Annotated in this window: 12 protein-coding genes; 11 read left to right on the forward strand and 1 reads right to left on the reverse strand. The window is 65.5% G+C overall.

The features are described from left to right. The first annotated feature begins 46 nt into the window (after positions 1-46). The 11 genes from U4Y88_RS16845 to U4Y88_RS16895 all read left to right on the forward strand — a co-directional run bounded on the left by U4Y88_RS16845 (position 47) and on the right by U4Y88_RS16895 (position 16593). Complete coding sequence (locus tag U4Y88_RS16845) at positions 47-934, forward strand: alpha/beta fold hydrolase (protein WP_321785485.1); 888 nt, start codon at positions 47-49, stop codon at positions 932-934. Between the two features lie 14 nt (positions 935-948). Further along, positions 949-1833, forward strand: a complete 885-nt coding sequence (locus tag U4Y88_RS16850; RefSeq protein ID WP_321785174.1) for an IclR family transcriptional regulator — start codon at positions 949-951, stop codon at positions 1831-1833. Next, positions 1830-2648 carry an SDR family oxidoreductase gene (locus U4Y88_RS16855; protein ID WP_224008797.1) on the forward strand — a complete coding sequence of 273 codons (819 nt, stop codon included), beginning with the start codon at positions 1830-1832 and terminating at the stop codon, positions 2646-2648. The genes U4Y88_RS16850 and U4Y88_RS16855 overlap by 4 nt, the downstream gene beginning before the upstream one ends. After that, entirely contained in the window at positions 2641-4308 is a 1668-nt protein-coding gene (locus U4Y88_RS16860) for a thiamine pyrophosphate-binding protein (RefSeq protein ID WP_321785176.1), read from the forward strand. The genes U4Y88_RS16855 and U4Y88_RS16860 overlap by 8 nt, the downstream gene beginning before the upstream one ends. Then, on the forward strand, positions 4292-5134 hold the full coding sequence (locus tag U4Y88_RS16865) for an aspartate dehydrogenase (RefSeq protein ID WP_224008793.1): 843 nt from the start codon (positions 4292-4294) through the stop codon (positions 5132-5134). The genes U4Y88_RS16860 and U4Y88_RS16865 overlap by 17 nt, the downstream gene beginning before the upstream one ends. A 102-nt stretch (positions 5135-5236) precedes the next feature. Next, complete coding sequence (locus tag U4Y88_RS16870; RefSeq protein WP_224008791.1) at positions 5237-6730, forward strand: aldehyde dehydrogenase; 1494 nt, start codon at positions 5237-5239, stop codon at positions 6728-6730. Between the two features lie 23 nt (positions 6731-6753). Beyond that, a complete protein-coding gene (locus U4Y88_RS16875) occupies positions 6754-7716 on the forward strand; it encodes a VOC family protein (protein ID WP_321785178.1) in 963 nt (320 codons plus the stop codon). Then, complete coding sequence (locus U4Y88_RS16880) at positions 7713-8954, forward strand: NAD(P)/FAD-dependent oxidoreductase (RefSeq protein ID WP_321785180.1); 1242 nt, start codon at positions 7713-7715, stop codon at positions 8952-8954. The genes U4Y88_RS16875 and U4Y88_RS16880 overlap by 4 nt, the downstream gene beginning before the upstream one ends. Before the next feature lie 50 nt (positions 8955-9004). Further along, complete coding sequence (locus tag U4Y88_RS16885) at positions 9005-10408, forward strand: MFS transporter (protein ID WP_321785182.1); 1404 nt, start codon at positions 9005-9007, stop codon at positions 10406-10408. A gap of 406 nt (positions 10409-10814) precedes the next feature. Then, the gene (locus U4Y88_RS16890) at positions 10815-15950 is read left to right on the forward strand and encodes an AAA family ATPase (protein ID WP_321785184.1); all 5136 of its coding nucleotides are present in this window, start codon (positions 10815-10817) and stop codon (positions 15948-15950) included. Between the two features lie 175 nt (positions 15951-16125). Beyond that, positions 16126-16593, forward strand: a complete 468-nt coding sequence (locus U4Y88_RS16895; RefSeq protein ID WP_310631652.1) for a DUF3455 domain-containing protein — start codon at positions 16126-16128, stop codon at positions 16591-16593. A gap of 21 nt (positions 16594-16614) precedes the next feature. Here the strand turns inward: U4Y88_RS16895 and U4Y88_RS16900 are convergent, their stop codons facing one another. Continuing rightward, positions 16615-18936: an LPS-assembly protein LptD gene (locus U4Y88_RS16900; RefSeq protein WP_356789172.1), complete on the reverse strand. Its 2322-nt coding sequence runs from the start codon at positions 18934-18936 to the stop codon at positions 16615-16617. Positions 18937-19051: the final 115 nt, after the last annotated feature.

Raw genomic sequence — 19051 nt, forward strand, 5'->3', positions numbered from 1 at the left:
CACCTGACGAAGTTGCGAACCGAAGTTGCAAGCCAACACCGAAACCATGAACGACGCGATGCTCACCGACGCCTCATCAGCCGCCACGCTCGACACGCGGCTCGCGCGCTTTGCGCCGCGCCACGCGCAAGCGGGCGAGGCCGTCGTGAGCTATCGCGAAGCTGGTCATGAACATGGCACGAGCGGCAACGAGGCGCTGCCGCTCGTCCTGCTGCATGGTATCGGTTCGGGCGCGGCTTCGTGGGTGCAGCAGATGGAAACGCTGGGCGCGAGCCGTCGCGTGCTCGCCTGGGACGCGCCCGGTTACGGCGCGTCCACGCCGGTCGCGAGCGCGTCGCCGCTCGCCGCCGACTACGCGCAGGTGTTGGCGGACTGGCTCGACGCGCTCGGCATCGCGCGCTGCGTGCTGGTCGGCCATTCGCTCGGCGCGATCATCGCGGGCGCGTTCGCTGCGGCGCATCCGCAGCGCGTGAGTGGCCTGCTGCTGATTTCTCCCGCCGGCGGTTATGGCGCGGCGGACCCGCAAGTGCGCGCCGACAAGCGCGACGCGCGCCTCGCCATGCTTGCCGAACTCGGCCCGCAAGGGCTCGCCGAAAAGCGCAGCGCCAACATGCTGTCCGCGCACGCCGACGACGCCGCGCGCGCGTGGGTGCGCTGGAACATGGCGCGCGTGATCCCTCACGGTTACGCGCAGGCCACGCATCTGCTCGCGAACGCCGACCTCGCCGCCGACCTTGCGCGCTGCGTGAACAGCGTGCCGATGGCCGTGGCCGTCGGCGCCGACGACACCATCACGCCGCCGCCCGCCTGCGAACGTCTCGCGCAAGTCGCGCAGGCGCCGTTTCAGACCGTGCCGCGCGCGGGCCACGCGGGCTATATCGAACAACCGGCTGCCTACAGCGCGTTGCTCGACGCCTTTTGCCGCGCACATTAAGGAACCCTTAAAGAATGACACCCGACCTCGCCAGCGCGTCCCCCGACGCCGACGAAGACCGCAACGACACCAGCTATCGCGTGCCGGGTCTGGAACGGGGGCTGCGCATTCTCACCGAATTCTCGCCGCGCGAGCCGGTGCTCGACGCGCCCGAACTGTCGCGCCGCCTCGGCATTCCGCGCACGACGGTGTTCCGTCTGTTGCAGACGCTCGAATCGCTCGGCTTTCTCGAACGCGCCGACCGCGATCGCAACTATCGCCTGGGTGTGGCCGTGCTGCGCCTCGGCTTCGAATATCTGAGCTCGCTCGAACTGACCGATCTCGGCCTGCCGCTGATCGAAGCGCTGCGCGACGCCACCGGCCTCACCACGCACATCGTGATCCGCGACGGACGCGACATCGTGTTCGTGGCGAAGGCGCAAAGCCACGCGCCGATCTTCAGTTCGGTGAAGGTGAACGTGGGCACGCGTCTGCCCGCGCACGCCACCACGCACGGCCAGGTGTTGATGGGCGATCTCACGCTCGACGAACTGCGCGCGCTCTATCCCGAGCCGCAGCTCGAACGCTTCACGCCCTCGACGCCGGACACGGTCGAAGAACTGTTTGAACGCATTCGCGAAGACGCCGAACGCGGCTATGCCGTGAGCGAGTCGTCGTTTGAGCGCGGCATTTCTGTGGTGTCGGCGCCCGTGCGCAACGACACGGGCGGCATCGCCGCCGTGGTGACGACCACCATTCCGCGTCCGGGCATCGACACTTCGCTGCTCGACAACGGCTTGATCGACAAGGTGCGCCACGCAGCCGATGAACTGTCGAAGCGCCTCAATTACCGCGGTCAGTCTTCGCAGGCTGCGGGCAGCAAGAAAACGTCGTACATGAAGGCACTGGGGATCAAATGATTCAACTCGATTTGCGCGGCCAGGTCGCGGTGGTCACGGGCGGTTCGTCCGGCATCGGCCTCGCCACCGCCGAACTCTTTTTGCAGGCAGGCGCCTCGGTCGCGATCTGCGGCCGTGACAGCGACCGCCTCGCGCGCGCCGAACGCGAACTGCGCGAGCGCCATCCGCAGGCGCAACTGCTGGCCGCGCGTTGCGACGTGCTCGACGCGAACGACGTCGCCGCGTTCGCGAGCGCCGTCGAACAGCGCTTCGGCCGCGCCGACATGCTCGTGAACAACGCAGGCCAGGGCCGCGTCTCGACCTTCGCGGACACCACCGACGAAGCGTGGCGCGAAGAACTCGACCTCAAGTACTTCAGCATCATCCGCCCGACCCGCGCGTTTTTGCCGATGCTGAAAAGCACGGCAAAACAAGGGCAAAACGCGTCGATCGTCTGCGTGAACTCGCTGCTCGCGCTGCAACCCGAGCCGCATATGGTGGCGACCTCGTCGGCGCGCGCGGGCGTGCTCAGCCTCATCAAGTCGCTCGCGGTCGAACTCGCGCCCGAGCAGATCCGCGTGAACTCGATCCTGATCGGCATCGTCGAGTCGGGCCAGTGGCGCCGCCGCTACGAGAACGACGCCGCCGCGCAGGCCGCCGGTCAAAGCTGGCAGGACTGGACCGGCGAACTCGCGCGCAAGAAACACATTCCGCTCGGCCGCTTCGGTCGCCCCGAAGAAGCCGCGCAAGCCCTGTTTTATCTGGCCACGTCCCTGTCGTCCTATACGACGGGCAGTCATATCGATGTATCTGGAGGCGTTGCACGTCATGTCTAATAAAACCACCGTCGGCGAACTGATCGCCGCCTTCCTCGAACAATGCGGCGTTCAAACCGCGTTCGGCGTGATTTCGATTCACAACATGCCGATCCTCGACGCCATCGGCGTGCGCGGCAACATCCGCTATGTCGGCGCGCGCGGCGAAGCGGGCGCGGTCAACATGGCCGACGGCCTCGCGCGCGTCTCGGGCGGCCTCGGCGTGGCGTTCACGAGCACGGGCACGGCGGCGGGCAACGCAGCGGGCGCGATGGTCGAAGCGCTCACGGCAGGCACGGCGCTGCTGCACATCACCGGCCAGATCGAAACCGAATATCTCGATCAGGACCTCGCGTACATTCACGAAGCGCCCGATCAATTGACGATGCTTTCGTCGATCTCGAAGGCCGCGTACCGCGTGCGCTCGGTCGAAACCGCACTGCCGACGATCCGCGAAGCCGTGCGCGTCGCGCAAACGGCGCCGAGCGGCCCCGTGAGCGTCGAGATCCCCATCGACATTCAGGCTGCGTTGACGGAATGGCCCGCCGATCTGGCCGCGCCGCATCTCACGACGCTCACGCACGACGAAGCGCGCGTCGAACAACTGGCGAATGCGCTCTCGAAGGCGAAGCGTCCGCTGCTGTGGCTCGGCGGCGGCACGCGTCACGCGCGCAGCGCGGTCGAGCGTCTGGTGGCGCTGGGCTTCGGTGTGGTGACGAGCGTGCAGGGTCGTGGCGTGCTGCCCGAAGATCATCCGGCGTCGCTCGGCGCGTTCAATGTGAGCCCGTCGGTCGAGCGCCTCTACAAGACTTGCGATGCGATGCTGGTGGTGGGCTCGCGCCTGCGTGGCAACGAAACGCTCAAGTACAAGCTCGGTCTGCCGCAGCCGCTCTATCGTATCGACGCCGATGCGCTCGCCGATAACCGCGGCTATCGCAACGAACTTTTCGTGCATGGCGACGCCGCGCGCGTGCTCGACGCACTCGCCACGCGCCTCGAAGGCAAGCTCAAGGTCGATCCGCAATTCGCCGCCGATCTCGCCGCCGCGCGCGAAACCGCCGTGAGCGAAACGGCCAAGGGTCTCGGCCCGTATCGCCGCCTCGTCGAAGCGCTGCAACGCGGCGTGGGCCGCGACTACAACTGGGTGCGCGACGTCACGATCTCGAACAGCACGTGGGGCAACCGCCTGTTGAAGATCTTCACGCCGCGCGCGGGCGTGCACGCACTGGGCGGCGGCATCGGCCAGGGCATGCAGATGGCGATCGGCGCAGCGCTCGCGAACGCCGCCTCGAAGACCGTTTGCCTCGTCGGTGACGGCGGCCTGATGGTCAACGTGGGCGAACTCGCGACGGCCGTGCAGGAAAAGGCCAACGTCATGATCGTGCTGATGAACGACCAGTGCTACGGCGTGATCCGCAACATTCAGGACGCGCAGTACGGCGGCCGCCGCATGTTCGTCGATCTGCACCAGCCGGAGTTCTCGCAGTTCTGCGCGAGCCTGGGCCTCAAGCATTTCCGCCTTTCGTCGCTCGATAACGCCGACGAAGTGATCCGCGAAGGCATCGCGTTCGACGGCCCGGTGCTGCTCGAAGTCGACATGAAGTCGGTCGGCAGCTTCGAAGCCGTGTTCGCCGGCCCGCCGGTGCGCAAAGAGGAGCCGCAAGATGCACAGCACGCCTAACGGTCGCGCGGGCCACGCCATGCATGCGCCCATCGACATCGCGATGATCGGTTTCGGCGCGATTGGCCAGACCGTCTATCACGCGGTCGCCGCCGATCCGCTCGTGCACGTCTCGCACGTGATCGTGCCCGAGCATCACGCCGACGCCGTGCGCGCACAGGTGGACGGCTCGGTGGAAGTGGTGTCGTCGGTGGATCGTCTGTCGACGAAGCCGCATTTCGCGCTCGAATGCGCGGGCCACGCGGCGCTGGTCGATCACGTCGTGCCGCTGCTGCAAAGCGGCACCGATTGCGCGGTCGCGTCGATCGGCGCGCTGTCCGACGTCGACTTGCTCGAACGGCTGTCGCTCGCGGCGGACGAAGGCGACGCGACGGTCACGCTGCTCTCGGGCGCGATCGGCGGCATCGACGCGCTGTCGGCTGCCAAGCTCGGTGGCCTCGACGAAGTGCTGTACACGGGCCGCAAGCCGCCGCTGGGCTGGCTCGATACGCCGGCGGAAAAGGTCTGCGATCTGCGTGCGCTCACGAAAGAGCAGGTGATCTTCGAAGGCAGCGCGCGCGAAGCGGCGCGGCTCTTTCCGAAGAACGCGAACGTGGCGGCGACCATCGCGCTCGCGGGCCTCGGCCTCGACAACACGACGGTGCGTCTGATCGCCGATCCGGCCGTCGAGCGCAACGTGCACCGCATCGTGGCGCGCGGCGTGTTCGGCGAGATGTCGCTCGAAATGTCGGGCAAGCCGCTGCCGGACAATCCGAAAACGTCGGCGCTCACGGCGTACAGCGCGATTCGCGCGCTGCGCAATCGTGCCGCGCGCTGTGTGATCTGATGGCGTGATCCGATGCGGCGAACGACGCATCGGCAGTGATGGAAGGCGATACGTGTGCAGATGCACAGGTATCGCCGGCAATGAAACAAAGAGACCTCTGACATGACTCCCTTCGATACGAGCCTCGTTCCCAACGGCGACATTTTCGTCGGCGGCGAATGGCGCCAGGGCCGCGCCGCGCCCTTCGCGAGCGTTTATCCGGCCGACCAGTCGCTCAACATGGAGGTCTCGACGGCGAGCGCCGAAGACGCCGCCGAAGCCGTCGAAAAAGCGCACGCCGCCTGGAAGCAGGGCGCGTGGTCGGGTATGAAGCCGCATCTGCGCGCGCTCGTGCTCTATCGCATCGCCGACCTCATCATGCAGCGCCACGAAGCGCTCGCGCAATTGCAGCGCCGCGACAACGGCAAGCCGATTGGCGAAACGCGCGTGCTGGTGGCGAGCGCCGCGAATACGTTCCGCTATTTCGCGGCCTGCCTCGAAACGCTCGACGAGGAAGTCACGCCTTCGCGCGGCGACTATCTGACGATGAGCGTGTACGAACCGATTGGCGTGGTCGCGGCGATCACGCCGTGGAATTCGCCGATCGCCTCCGACGCGCAGAAGCTCGCGCCCGCGCTCGCAGGCGGTAACGCGGTGGTGCTCAAGCCCGCCGAAGTCACGCCGCTGATCTCGCTCGCGCTCGCGCGCATCTGCGAGGAAGCGGGCGTGCCGAAGGGCATCCTGAGCGTGCTGCCGGGCAAGGGCTCGGTGATCGGCGACGTGCTTGTGCGCCATCCGCTCGTGCGCAAGGTCTCGTTCACGGGCGGCACCGAAGTGGGCCGCGGCATCGCGCGCATCGCCGCCGACAAGCTCATGCCGGTCTCGCTCGAACTGGGCGGCAAGTCGCCGACCATCGTGTTCGAAGATGCCGACATCGATCACGCGATTAATGGCGTGCTATACGGAATCTTCAGTTCGTCGGGCGAGGCGTGCATCGCGGGTTCGCGCCTGTTCGTGCAGCGCTCGATTTACGACACGTTCATGAAGCGCCTCGTGTCGGCCGCGCGCGAATTGCGCGTGGGCGATCCGTCGAACGAGAAGACGCAGATGGGTCCGCTGATCACGCCGAAGCATCGCGAATCGGTCGAGCGTTACGTGGCGATCGGTCTCGAAGAAGGCGGCCGTCTGCTGTGCGGCGGCGAGCGTCCGGTGGGCGAGGGCCGCGAGCAGGGCTGCTTCTATCAGCCGACGATTCTCGAAGGTCTGACCAATCGCGCGCGCATCTGCCAGGAAGAAATTTTCGGCCCGGTGCTCGTGGCGATGCCCTTCGACGACGAAGCGGCGCTCATCGAAGAAGCCAACGACAGCGTGTTCGGTCTCGCCGCCGGCATCTGGACGCGCGATTACAAACGCGCGTGGCGCGTCGCGCGCAAGATCGAGGCGGGCACTGTCTGGATCAATACGTACAAGCTGTTTTCGATTTCCACGCCGTTCTCGGGCTGGAAGGAAAGCGGCATGGGCCGCGAAAAAGGGCGGCTCGGCATTCGCGAATACATGCAGCAAAAGAGCCTGTACTGGGGCTTGAATGACGCGCCGCTGCCCTGGGCCAACGCCTGAGCGCGCGCAACGGAGCAATGAACATGACGATTCTCGGCATCGAACAGATTACCTACGGCGTGACGGATCTCGCCACCTGCCGCCGCTTTTTCGCGGACTGGGGCCTGAAGGAAACCGCGCACGACGAAACGCGCGCGCGCTTCGAAACGCTCAACGGCTGCACCGTGCTGGCCGTGGACGCGAACGACGCGTCGCTGCCCGCCGCCTTCGAGGAAGGCCCGACGCTGCGCGAAGTGGTGTGGGGCGTGGCGACGCGCGAAGAACTCGACGCGCTGCGCGAACGCCTCAGGGGCCAGCCCGGCTATTACAGCGATGAACGCGGCGTGGGCTGTTTCGACCCTGCGGGCATGGCGATTCGCGTGGAAGTCACGCGCAAGCGCGAACTCGACGTGACGGGTTCGCCGTCGAACGTCTGGGGCCAGACGCTGCGCGTGGATACGCCTTCGCCGATCTACGAACGCGCGGAGCCGGTGGAAGTGGGCCACGTGGTGTTCTTCACGAATTGCCTCGCGCAACAGGAAGCCTTCTATCACGAGCTGCTCGGCTTCGAGACCTCGGACCGTTATCCGAATCGCGGCGCGTTCATGCGCTGCGCGCCGCACGGCGGTCACCACGACCTGTTCCTGCTCGCGCTGCCCGACGGCAAGAAGGGCCTGAATCACGTGGCGTTCACTGTGCGCGACATTCACGAAGTGTTCGGCGGCGGCCTGCATATCAGCCGCTGCGGCTGGACCACGCAGCTTGGCCCGGGCCGTCATCCGGTGTCGTCGGCGTACTTCTGGTACTTCAAGAATCCGGCCGGCGGCCTGATCGAGTATTACGCCGACGAAGACATGCTCACGCCCGAATGGCAGCCGCGCGAATTCGAACCGGGCCCGACGGTGTTCGCCGAATGGGCCATCGACGGCGGTCTCGACGGCAATACGCGCCGCCAGAAGAACGCCGAAGCGCCGAAGGGCAAGTTCATGACGGAGCGTAAGCCATGAGCGACGCGATCGAATCCGGCGAACACGCTTCGCCGCGCACCGTCGTCGTGATCGGCGGCGGCCAGGCTGCGGGCTGGGTCGTCAAGACGCTGCGCAAGGAAGGCTTCGCGGGCCGTCTCGTGATGATCGCCGACGAAACGCATCTGCCTTATGAGCGTCCGCCGCTCTCGAAAGCGGTGCTCGCGGGCGAGGCTGATATCGAAACGGTGCGCATCGCGAAGCCCGACGAATTCGCGGCGCTCGATATCGAAGCGTGGCAACCCGACTGTGCGAGCGCGATCGATCGCGTGGCGCACACGGTCACCACGCGCTCGGGCCGCACGGTGAAATACGACAAGCTCGTGATCGCCACGGGCGGCGCGGCGCGCAAGCTGCCCGCGAGCGTCGCAAAGAGCGCGCACGTGACCTATCTGCGCACGCTCGACGAAGCGATGGCGCTGGGCGAACGCCTGCGCCGCAGCCAGCGCGTGCTGGTGGTGGGCGGCGGCTGGATCGGCCTCGAAGTGGCGGCCACGGCGCGCAAGCTCGGCGTCGCGGCCACGGTGATCGAAGGCGCGCCGCGTCTGTGCGCGCGTTCGTTGCCGAATGAGGTGTCGGACTTCCTGCTCGACCTGCATCGCGCGAACGGCGTGGATGTGCGCCTGAACGCGGCGCTCGTCTCGCTCGAAGACAGCGCCGAAGGCGGCGTGCGCGCGACCTTCGCGGACGGCAGCACGCTCGACGCCGACTTCGCGGTCGCGGGCATCGGCCTCGCACCGCATACGGCAATCGCGGAAGCGGCGGGCATCGCGGTGCAGGACGGCATTGTCGTCGACGAATTCGGACAAAGTTCGGATTCCGATGTATTTGCGTGCGGCGACGTGGCGAATCATCCGAATGCGTGGCTCAAGCGCCGCGTGCGTCTGGAGTCGTGGGCCAACGCGCAGAACCAGGCGATTGCGGCGGCGAAGGCCGTGCTGGGCGTGAAGGAGCCGTATGCGGAAATTCCGTGGTTCTGGTCCGACCAGTACGACGTGAACCTGCAGATTCTGGGCGACCTGCCGCCGGACATCGCGCCCGTGCTGCGCGGCAATCTCGCGGAAAAACGCGCGACGCTGTTCTTCGTCGAGGACGGCCATCTGCGCGGCGTCATCGCGATCAACTCGGCGCGCGACCTCAAGCTCGCACGCAAGTGGATGAACCAGGGCCGCGCGGTGGACGTCGCGGCGCTCGTCGACACCAGCAAGGCTCTCGCCTGACGCGCTCGGCACTACACAACGGACCTCACATACGGGATGGGATCACAGGCATGAGAACCCTCGACAACACCCTCGGTCATCGCGGCGGCGCCGCGGTCGGCGAGTCCATCACGCGCGGTTCGATCATCGCGCGGCTCGAACGCATGCCGGCCAACGCCATGCAGGTGCGCGCGCGGATCCTGATCGGCCTCGCCACGTTCTTCGACGGCTTCGACGTGATCGCCATCGCTGCGACGCTGCCGATCCTGATCCAGAAGTGGCACCTCACGCCGTGGGAAATCGGCTTCCTGATCGCCTCGGGTTCGGTCGGCCAGTTGTTCGGCGCGTTCCTGTTTCCGTGGCTCGCGGAGCGTCATGGCCGCGTGCGTGCGATTGCCTGGAGTTCGGGCATCATCGGCGTGACCAGTATTGCCTGCGGGTTCGCGCCGAGCTTCGCGGTGTTCGCGGCGCTGCGCGTGATTCAGGGCTTCGGGCTGGGCGGCGAATTGCCCGTGGCGGCAACGTATATCAACGAGGTCAGCCGCGCGCATGGCCGTGGACGCTTCGTTCTCCTCTACGAGATCGTGTTCCCGATCGGCCTGCTCGCGTCGAATGCGCTGGGCGCGTGGATCGTGCCGCGCTTCGGCTGGCAGGTGATGTACTTCATCGGCGGCATGCCGCTGATTCTGTTCTTCGTGCTGCGCAAGCTCGTGCCGGAATCGCCGCGCTGGCTCGCCGAACGCGAACGTCTGCAAGACGCCGATCACGCCGTGAGCGCATTCGAGCGCACTGTGAAGGGTCCGCTGGAGCCGGTCACGAACGCAGCGGAATTCGACGCGCTCACCAAGCGTCATCCGAAGCGCAGCGTGAAGGACCTGTTCGGCCCGGCGTACCGCAAGCGCACGATCGCGGTGGCGATGCTGTGGATGACCTGCGGCTTCATTCAGTACGGTCTCTCGACCTGGCTGCCGACGATCTATCGCAGCGTCTACCACGCGCCGCTGCAACTGGCGCTCAATCTCGCGGTGGCCGCTTCGGTGCTCGGCGTGCTGGGCTCGCTCACGTGTGCGCTGCTGGTGGACAAGGTGGGCCGCAAGCCCATCATCAACGTCTCGTTCGTGCTCTGCGGCATCTCGCTGGCGCTGGCCGGGATCTGCCATGCGATGTCGGTCTATGTGGTGGCGACGTTCTGCGCACTGGCGCTCGGCCTGCTCGCGAGCGGCTTCATCACGGCCTACGTGTACACGCCGGAGTTGTATCCCACCAGCATCCGCGCGCTCGGTTGCGGCGTAGGCGGCGCGTGGCTGAAGATCGCGGCGATCTTCGCGCCCACCATCGTGTCGAAGACGATGATCGGCGGCAATCTCGACGTCGCGTTCTATATTCTCGCAGCCGTGCCGCTGCTCGCGGCGGTGGCGGTGCATTTCCTCGGCATCGAGACCAAGGGCAAGGTGCTCGAACAACTCGAAGCGTAAGTCTTCGCTTCACAGGCCGCGCCGGTGCAATGGCGCGACCAGTCAAAAGCGCGGTAGGCCAGTGATGGCGCTACCGCGCTTTTTTATTTAAATCAGCGCTTTATGGCCTATGCCCGATTGGGCGCGCGACATAAAGCGGACATATTGCCGATACACGAGGCGGTTAATCTATGAAATAAACGGCGTAATGCGGGTAATGGCGCGCCGCCATTCCGGCTTTATTCGATATTCACGTGTGGCGTGATTTCTCTTTATGCGTAAGCCAAGGGTAAGATACGCCATTTGCATGGCGTTTATCGCTTGAGCGTACGCGGAAGTTTGCGTACATCGCCATGACGAGACGAATGAGAATAAGGCCCGGACGCTATCCGGCAAAAGGCTATCCGGCACAAGGCGCAGAGGATAAATGGTCAATGTCATTCCCGAATCCGCCGCGGACTGGTCCCGTGCGCGATTCGTACTGATTCAGGACGGCGCGCCGCGGCTGTATCGCATCGTTACGCCGGAAGAGTCGGTGCTGGCCGCCGTGCCGTCTGCGCCCGACCCGGTGGCCGCGCTCGTTCGTCTGCGCTACGAGTATGGCATTCGCGCGAGTCTCGATCCCGACTTCGCGCTCCATCCGATTCAGTTCGTCGTGCACAATCAGGCGCCCGCGCTGTTGCTGCACGATCCGGGCGGCCAGATGCTCAGCGAGGCGTGCCACGCCGCGATGCCGGTCGCCGCCTTTATCCGGCGCGCCGTGAGCATGACGCAGTCCTTGGGCCTCGCGCATCTCGCCGGGCTCGTGCACGGCGCGTTGCGGCCCGCGAGCATCATGCTCGACGCCGCCGGCGACCGTGCCTGGCTGACCGGTTTCTCAGGCAGCGAGACCGCGCCCGAGATCGAAAAAGACGTGCTCGATTACGCGGCGCCGGAAGCCACGGGGCGCATCGACCGCGTCGTGGACGCGCGCTCGGATCTGTATTCGCTGGGCTGCATTTTTCACCGCATGCTGACCGGCGAGGTGCCGTTTCCGAATCTCACGGCGTCCGAGGCGATGCACGCGCATCTCACGCGGCGGCCGTTCGAAGGCGGCCAGTCGGCCGACACGCACGCGCGGATTCCCGACAAGCTCAAGGCGATCGTGCAGCGGCTGCTCGAAAAGGAGCCCGCGCAACGTTATCAGTCGGCCGCGCATCTCGCGAAGGATTTGCTCGACGCCGACGAGGGCATGACGCGCGCGCACGCCTTCACGCGGCAGTTGAAGATCCGGCCGTCGCTGGGCGTGCCCGATTCGCTCTATGGCCGTCACCGCGAAATCGAACAGTTGCTCGCCGCCGCGCGCGATGCCGCGCTCGAAGGCGGTCCGCCGCTGATGCTCGTGGAAGGCCCGGCGGGCATTGGCAAGACCGCGCTCGTGCAGCACGTGCGAAAGCGTCTCGCGGGCGCGGGGCACGAGTTCGCAACCGGCAAGTGCGAACAGGCCGATGGCGCCGCGCCCTATGCGAGCATCGCGCGCGCCCTGCATTCGCTGCTGCGCCACGTGCTCGGCTATGCGCCCGCCGAATTCGAGCGCGTGCAGCGCCGCCTGCGCGACGCGCTCGCCGACGACGCCTCGATCGTCACCGCGGTCTTCCCGGAACTCGCGCGCGTGCTCGGCCAGTCCGAGCACCAGCGCGCGGTGTCGGCGCACGCGGAAAAGCCGCGCTTTCTCGACGCGATGTCGAAGCTGATGCGCGCGTTCACCGAACCGGGCAAGGCGCTCGTGCTGTTTCTCGACGATCTGCAATGGGCCGATCGCGACACGCTCGAAGTGCTCACGCATCTGATCGGTCAAAGCGGCAGCGAGCGCGTGCTGTTTATCGCCGCGCTGCGCGATAACGAAATTCGCACGGACAACCGGCTCGTGCAGGCGCTGCGCGATGGCGCGCATTCGCATCGGGTCGCGCTCGAACCTTTATCGAGCGACGATCTCGAACAATTGATCGAGGCGATGCTGACGGGCCACGTGCAGCAGTTGCGCGAATCCGTCGATCTGATCGGCGCCTATACGGGCGGCAATCCGCTGTTTGCGATTCAGTTCGTGCGTTCGCTCGTCGACGACAGCGTGCTCGAATTCAACGAAGCGCGGGGCGAATGGCAGTCGAGTGTGGCGGGCATTGCCGAGCGCGCGAGTTCGTCGAGCCTGATGGAACTGCTGACCGAAAAAATCGCCGCGCTCGCGCCGTCGACGCAAGCCGTCTTGCGTTCGGTCGCGCTGATCGCCAAACCGGTGCCGCTGAAAATGCTCGCCGACGCCGTGGGCAGCGAACCCGCGCGTCTCGAAGTGTCGCTGCGGCTCGCAATGGACGCCGCGCTGATTATTCTCGACGAAGATCTTTACACCTTCGCGCACGACCGCATTCGCGACGCCGTGTATTACGGCATGAGTCTCGAAGAACGCGAGGCGGGCCATTTGGCAATTGGCCGCCGTTTATTCGATTGCACGAATTATCTCGCGTCGTCGAGCAGTTTATTCGTGGTCGCGAATCAGTTGAATCTCGCGGCGCGGCTCGTGGTGGCGCCCGAGGAGCGCGAGCGTTGCGCGCGCCTGAATCTCGATGCCGCGCAGCGCGCCATTGGCGCGACCGCTTATGCGTCGGCGATGGTTTATCTGGCGGTGGCGCAGGGTTTCGCGCAAGGCAGCGCGGCGGGCGAACCGCTCGACGCGCTGATTGCGCTGCGGCTCGGCGAATGCGAGTTTCTCTGCATGGAAGTCGCGGCGGCGGCACGCCGGCTCGCCGCCGTGAATAGCGCGCTGCTGCCGCTCGATCTGCGCGCGGAGCTGGCGCGTTTGCGCGTGGCAATGCACGTGACGATCGACGAATCGGCGACGGCGCTCGATATCGGCCTGCAATATGTGCGCGACGAAGCGGGCATCGTGCTCGCGCGCACGCCGACCGATGCCGATATCGATCGCGAATTCGCGCGTTTCAAGACACTCGACGGCAATCGCAGCATCGACGAACTCGCCGCGGTGCCGTTGATGAGCGATCGCCGCATCTATATCGCCATGGATGTGCTCACCGATCTCGCGCCTGCCGCGAAATTTCTGAGCCAGCGTCTCGCCGATCTGATGATGCTGCGCATGAGCACGCTGAGCCTCGAACACGGCCACTGCGATGCGTCCTGCTATGCGTATGTCGGCCTGAGCCAGATTGTCGGCGAGCGTTATGGCGATTACGACACGGTGCGCCGTTTCGCGGCGCTCGCGATGCGTCTGCCCGCCGAACGCGCGCTGACGAAATTTCAGGGCCGCGTGCAGATGTGTTATGGCGCGATGAGTTTGCCGTGGACCGGTTCCGCGACGCGCGCGCGCGAGCATATCGAGGCGTCGATCGCGCTCACGGCGCGGCTCGGCGACGTCACGTATCTGATTTATTCGCGGCGCCATCTCGTCACCAATTATCTGTTTTGCGGCGCGCCGCTTTCGGACGTGCAGAAAGTGGTGGAAGAAGGTTTGCCGCTCGCGCGCCAGGCCGGCTTCGCGCTGGTGATCGACGCGTTTATCGCGCAGGCCTGGGTGGTGCAGGCGCTGCGCGGCTTGCCGATCGATATCGGTCTCGGCGCACCGAGCCGCGATTTCGAACACGTGCTCGACGATTGCCTGACTGGACGCGTGCACCGCGATATCGCGGCGTTTTCGTTCTGGACGTATCGCTTGCAGGTCGCGTATCTGTTCGCCGACTGGCCGACCGCGTTGCAGGCCGAACAGGCCGCCGACGCCACGGCGTGGGCGTCGCGCTCGTTCCTCGAAATGCCGGACTTCGTGTTTTATAGCGCGTTGCTGCGCGTGGCGCTGAGCCGCCGCGCACAAGGCAGCGAACGCGAGACACATCTGCAGATGGCGCGCGCGCGTCTGGCGACGCTGGAGCGCTGGTGTGCGCAAAGCCCGGAGAATTTCCTGAGCCGCGCCACGCTCGTGCGCGCGGAACTCGCGTCGGTCGGCGACGATCCGCGTCTCGCGCAAAGCGATTACGAGGAAGCGATTCGTCTCGCCGATCACGCGCGCATGCTGCAATTGCAGGCGCTCTCGCGCGAACTGGCCGCGCGTTTTTCGGCGCAGCAACACTGGCACGCGGCGTCGCAAGGCTATCTGCATCAGGCGTGGAGCGCGTGGGCGTGTCTGGGCGCGGACACCAAATTGCGCGCGCTCGAAGGCGAATTTCCGAATCAGGGGCTCGCGAGCGCCGCGCCGAAACAATTCGATTGGGCCGCCGCGCAAGGCGCGAATGTGCGCGCGTTCGATACGCAAGTCGTCTTGAAAGCGACCCAGGCCTTGTCGAGTGAAATGTCGCTCGCGAAACTGATCAACGTGCTGCTCGACACGGCGCTGCAATACGCGGGCGCCGATCGCGCGACGCTGTGCCTGATCGAAGAAGGACAACTCGATGTCGTCGCGCGCGCCACGTATACCGATGGCGCGGTGACGGTGGAAATCGAACGCGAGAGCGCGTCGGCCGACAGCATTCCGATGTCGATCGCGTACTGGACGCAGCGCACCTGCGAGCCGGTCGTGCTCGGCAATGCGATCGAGGATCAGAATTTCGGCCGCGACGCCTATATTCGTGCGTATCGGCCGCGCTCGGCGATGTGCGTGCCGCTCGTCAAGCAAGGCTCGCTTTCGGGGCTGCTGTATCTGGAGAATCGCCTGATCGCCGATGTCTTTACGTCGGCGCGTTTGCGTATTCTGGAAATGCTGTCGTCGCAGGCGGCGATTTCACTGGAGAACGCCAAGCTCTATCACAAGGTGGAGTCCGAGCATCAGAAACGCGTGGCGGTCGAGCGGCATTTGCGCGAGGCGCAGGGCAAGCTCGAACGCGCGGGCCGTTTGTCGGTGATCGGCGAATTGGCCGCGTATATCGTGCACGAAATCAGTCAGCCGATCAGCGCGGTCAGTGCGTGTTCGCGCGCGGCGATCCGCTGGTTGAATCGCGAGGCGCCCGATATCGACGAAGCGAATTCCATGCTCGAACAGATCGCGCTCGATACGCAGCGCGCCGTCGATATTGTTGCGAGCGTGCGCGCGATGGTGAAGCAGTCGCATCCGAAATCGGAACTCACCGATATCAACGACGCGATTCGCGAAGTGCTGCGTTTGCTCAGCGATCAACTCGCTGATCACCAGATCGCAGTGCGCGGCAATTACGACACGCGTCTGGACATCGTGGCCGACCGCACGCTGATTCAGCAGGTGGTGATCAATCTCGTCATGAATGCGCTGGAAGCGCTGCGCGCCGTGAGCGGGCGGCCGCGCGCGATTGAGATCGACACCTCAGTCGATGCGGGCGGCACCTTGCACGTGGTGGTGGCCGATAGCGGACCGGGCATTCCGGGTGATCTGACCGCCACGGTATTCGATTCGCTGGTGACTTCGAAGAAGTCGGGCATGGGCATGGGCCTGTCGATCTGCAAGTCGATCGTCGAGGCGCATGGCGGCGAGATCGAACTCGTGCGCACGGGCGCGAACGGCACCGTGTTCCGCTTTTGCATTCCGCCGGTCGAGCAGGCGGGCGCAGTGTAATTCGTTTTTTTGCCGAAAGCGAATCGAAGGAAAGCGCGCAGAAAAACACGCAAAGCAAGCACGGAATAGCCGATGAAGCATGCGTGTTCTGCGTTCAGGGTGCACACTGTGCAGCCTGACCCACACGAGGAGCATCGGCATGATTCGTCTGTTACGCGTGAAGCGGAGCGTTTGCATGGTGGGCGCGCTCGCGACGCTCGCCACAACGTCTGCGTTCGCGGAGTCCATCGACGCCCCAGGCGCGCAAAAGATATTGAGCACCACCGCGTCGGGCGTGCAGATCTACACCTGCGAATACGGCGCGGATCACACGCTCGGCTGGACCTTCCAGCAGCCGCGCGCGAAGCTCTACGACGCGCATGGCGCGGCCGTGATCGAGCATGCGGCGGGGCCGTCATGGGCGGCGCCGGACGGCAGCCGCATCGAAGGCAAAGTGGTGGCGCAGCAGCCGAGCGCGACGCCGGGCAGCGTGCCGCAACTGCTGCTGCAAACGCATTCGACGGGCGCGCCGGGCCTGCTCGCCCCGGTGCGTTACGTGCAGCGCATCAACACGGTCGGCGGCGCGAAGCCGCCTGCGCCGTGCACGAGCGAGCACGAGTCGGGCAGCTCGCCCTATCTCGCGACCTACGTGTTCTATCAGTAATCGATCGAGCGTGAAGCGCGCTTACTGGTAGTCCGTGAATCGCGAAAGCGGCGTGATGTTGTTCGAGGACGGCGTGTAGCCCGGCACGCCTTCCTTGAACTGATTCAGCATGCCGTTGTCGACCTTCGAGAGACCGCGCAGTTCGAGCTGCATCATCACGCGGCTGCCGGTGCTCGGCACCGTCGTCGAACTGGTTTCGTTGGTGTATTTCTCGAACGCGATGCCGAGCGACCAGCAGTCCGCGCTGTACTGAAAGCCCAGCATGCCCGCGATCAGACGATGCACATGCATGTCGTAATTCACGCGCGCGACGCTGGAGAGGTGGCGCGTCAGCGGCCACTGGCTCGAGATGATGAACTGGCTGACCGGCTCGTTGTCGAGGGACGCATCGGCGCGCGTGTAGCGATACGCCATGTTGATGACCTGGCCCGGCGCGGGCTCCCATGAAAAGCCCGTGCTCGTGTGCGAGAGGTAGGACTTCGACTCGTTGTACTCGATCGCCTGCTCGGCCTTGAACGCGCTGCCGATATTGAGCGAGCTGCCTTCGATGATGCCCGTGCGCGTGAGGTCGGTGGTCGAGCCGTCGGCCAGCAGCGTCACGCGCGGCGTCGTGAAGTTGTATTGCTGCGCGAGCACGAAGCGCGCGGCTTCCGATCCCGTTTGCGGGTCGATGAAACGCGTCGTGATGGCGGCGGTGATGCGATTGGCGTCGGCGATGCGGTCGTTGCCGACGAAGCTGTTGGTCGAGAAGATCTCCGCGAGACCGAAGTCGCTTTCGGCGGTATCGAACAGCGGCGCGAAATTCTGGTTGCGGTACGGCGTGTAGACGTAGAACAGGCGCGGTTCGAGCGTCTGGATATACGAGCGGCCGAACAGCGTGACGCTGCGCTCGAAGGTCATGCCCGAGTCGAGGCTGAGCGTCGGCACGTTGACCGAGAAATTGCGCGGCTGGCCGGCGATCGGACTGGAGCCCAGCGACGAAAGATCGTAGGCCGCGAAGTGCCACTGCACCTTCGGCGTGATGTACCACGAAGGCCGCACGATGGGCGCCGCGAGGTAGGGATTGAACACGAAGCGATTGCCCTGCGCGACGTCGCCGCTCGACATCGTGAAGCGCGAGGCGTCGGCTTCCGCGCCGAAGTCGAGACCGTCCACGTTGTAGCGCGCGTACTTCACGTTGATCTGCGGCTCGCGGTTATAGATCGTGTCGCCCGAATACTGCTGCCAGTGCTGTTCGCGCAGCAGCACGGACCACGGGCCGTTCGCGTAGCGCAGGCCGGCTTCCTGATCGTAGAGCGTGGTCGAGCCGAGCAGATACTGGCCCGACGAGGCGAGATCGGTGGTGACGTTCGCATCGGAGACGCGGTTGTAATTCACATACGCCGAGAATCCCGAGCCGATGTTCCAGTCGTGCTTGATCGAAATATCGTAACGCTGCGTGTTCGTGAGGGCGTCGTGCGGCAGCAGCAGCGCCGAGATTTCGCCGGTGTAATCGCTGCCCATGTAGCGATAATCGGCCGTCATCAATTCGCCGCGCCGGCTGATGATCCGCGGCGTGAGCGTGAGATCGTAGTTCGGCGCGAGATTGACGTAGAACGGCATCGTCAGGTCGAAGCCGCCCGACGAATTGAACGAGAACGTCGGCGGCAGCAGACCGCTGCGACGGTCGCTCGACAGCGGGAACGAAAGCCACGGGCTCGCGAAGATCGGCAATCCCTGGAACACGAGCACGGCGTTGCGCGCGACGCCGGTGTCGCTGCCGCTGTCCATGTCGAACTGCGAGGCGCGCAAATACCACGCGGGTTCGCCGTCGCACTGGCAGGTCGTATAGGTGCCGTTGTGCAGCACGGCGCGCTCGTTGTCGATGAGGTCCGCGCGCGTGGCCGAACCCCAGCCGCCGTTCACCACGAAGCGGTAGCGCGGCGTGCTGATATAGCCTTGCTCCGCTTCCACCACCATGTGCGCATACGGGCCGAAGAAGCTCACGCCGCTTTGCGTGATGTCCACGTGACCATAGGCGTCGGCGGTGTCGGTGTCCTGAAAGTAATGGATCGCGTCGCCTTTCAGGACCGATTCGTAGCGGCGCAATTCGGCGTTGCCGTGCAGCGTGAAGTCGGTGTTGGTGGTGCTCGTCATCGAATCGCCGAGCGCATCGGTCGCGCCTTTCTGGCCGCCTTGCAGCGGGTGCTCCTGCAATTGCGGATCGACGCGCAAGGCCCAGTCGTCGCCGAGCGCCGCAGGCTGCGCCGCTGCGCCCGAGAGTTGCGCGAGGGCGTGGGGCGGCGCGAATCCAGGCACGGCGATCAGCAGGGAAATCAGGGGCTTCAGGCGAAAGCCGCGCATTACGTCACGGATCAAGGCGGGCGAGATAACGAGGGAAGTGAGGAGCATCCGGGGCGCGCGCGGCGCTCGCGCGCCGGCCCATGCCTCGGGGCGTTGCTGCCAGCGCGGGGCGGCT

The sequence above is a fragment of the Paraburkholderia sp. J94 genome (assembly GCF_905220285.1).
Taxonomy (GTDB): Bacteria; Pseudomonadota; Gammaproteobacteria; order Burkholderiales; family Burkholderiaceae; genus Paraburkholderia; species Paraburkholderia tropica_A.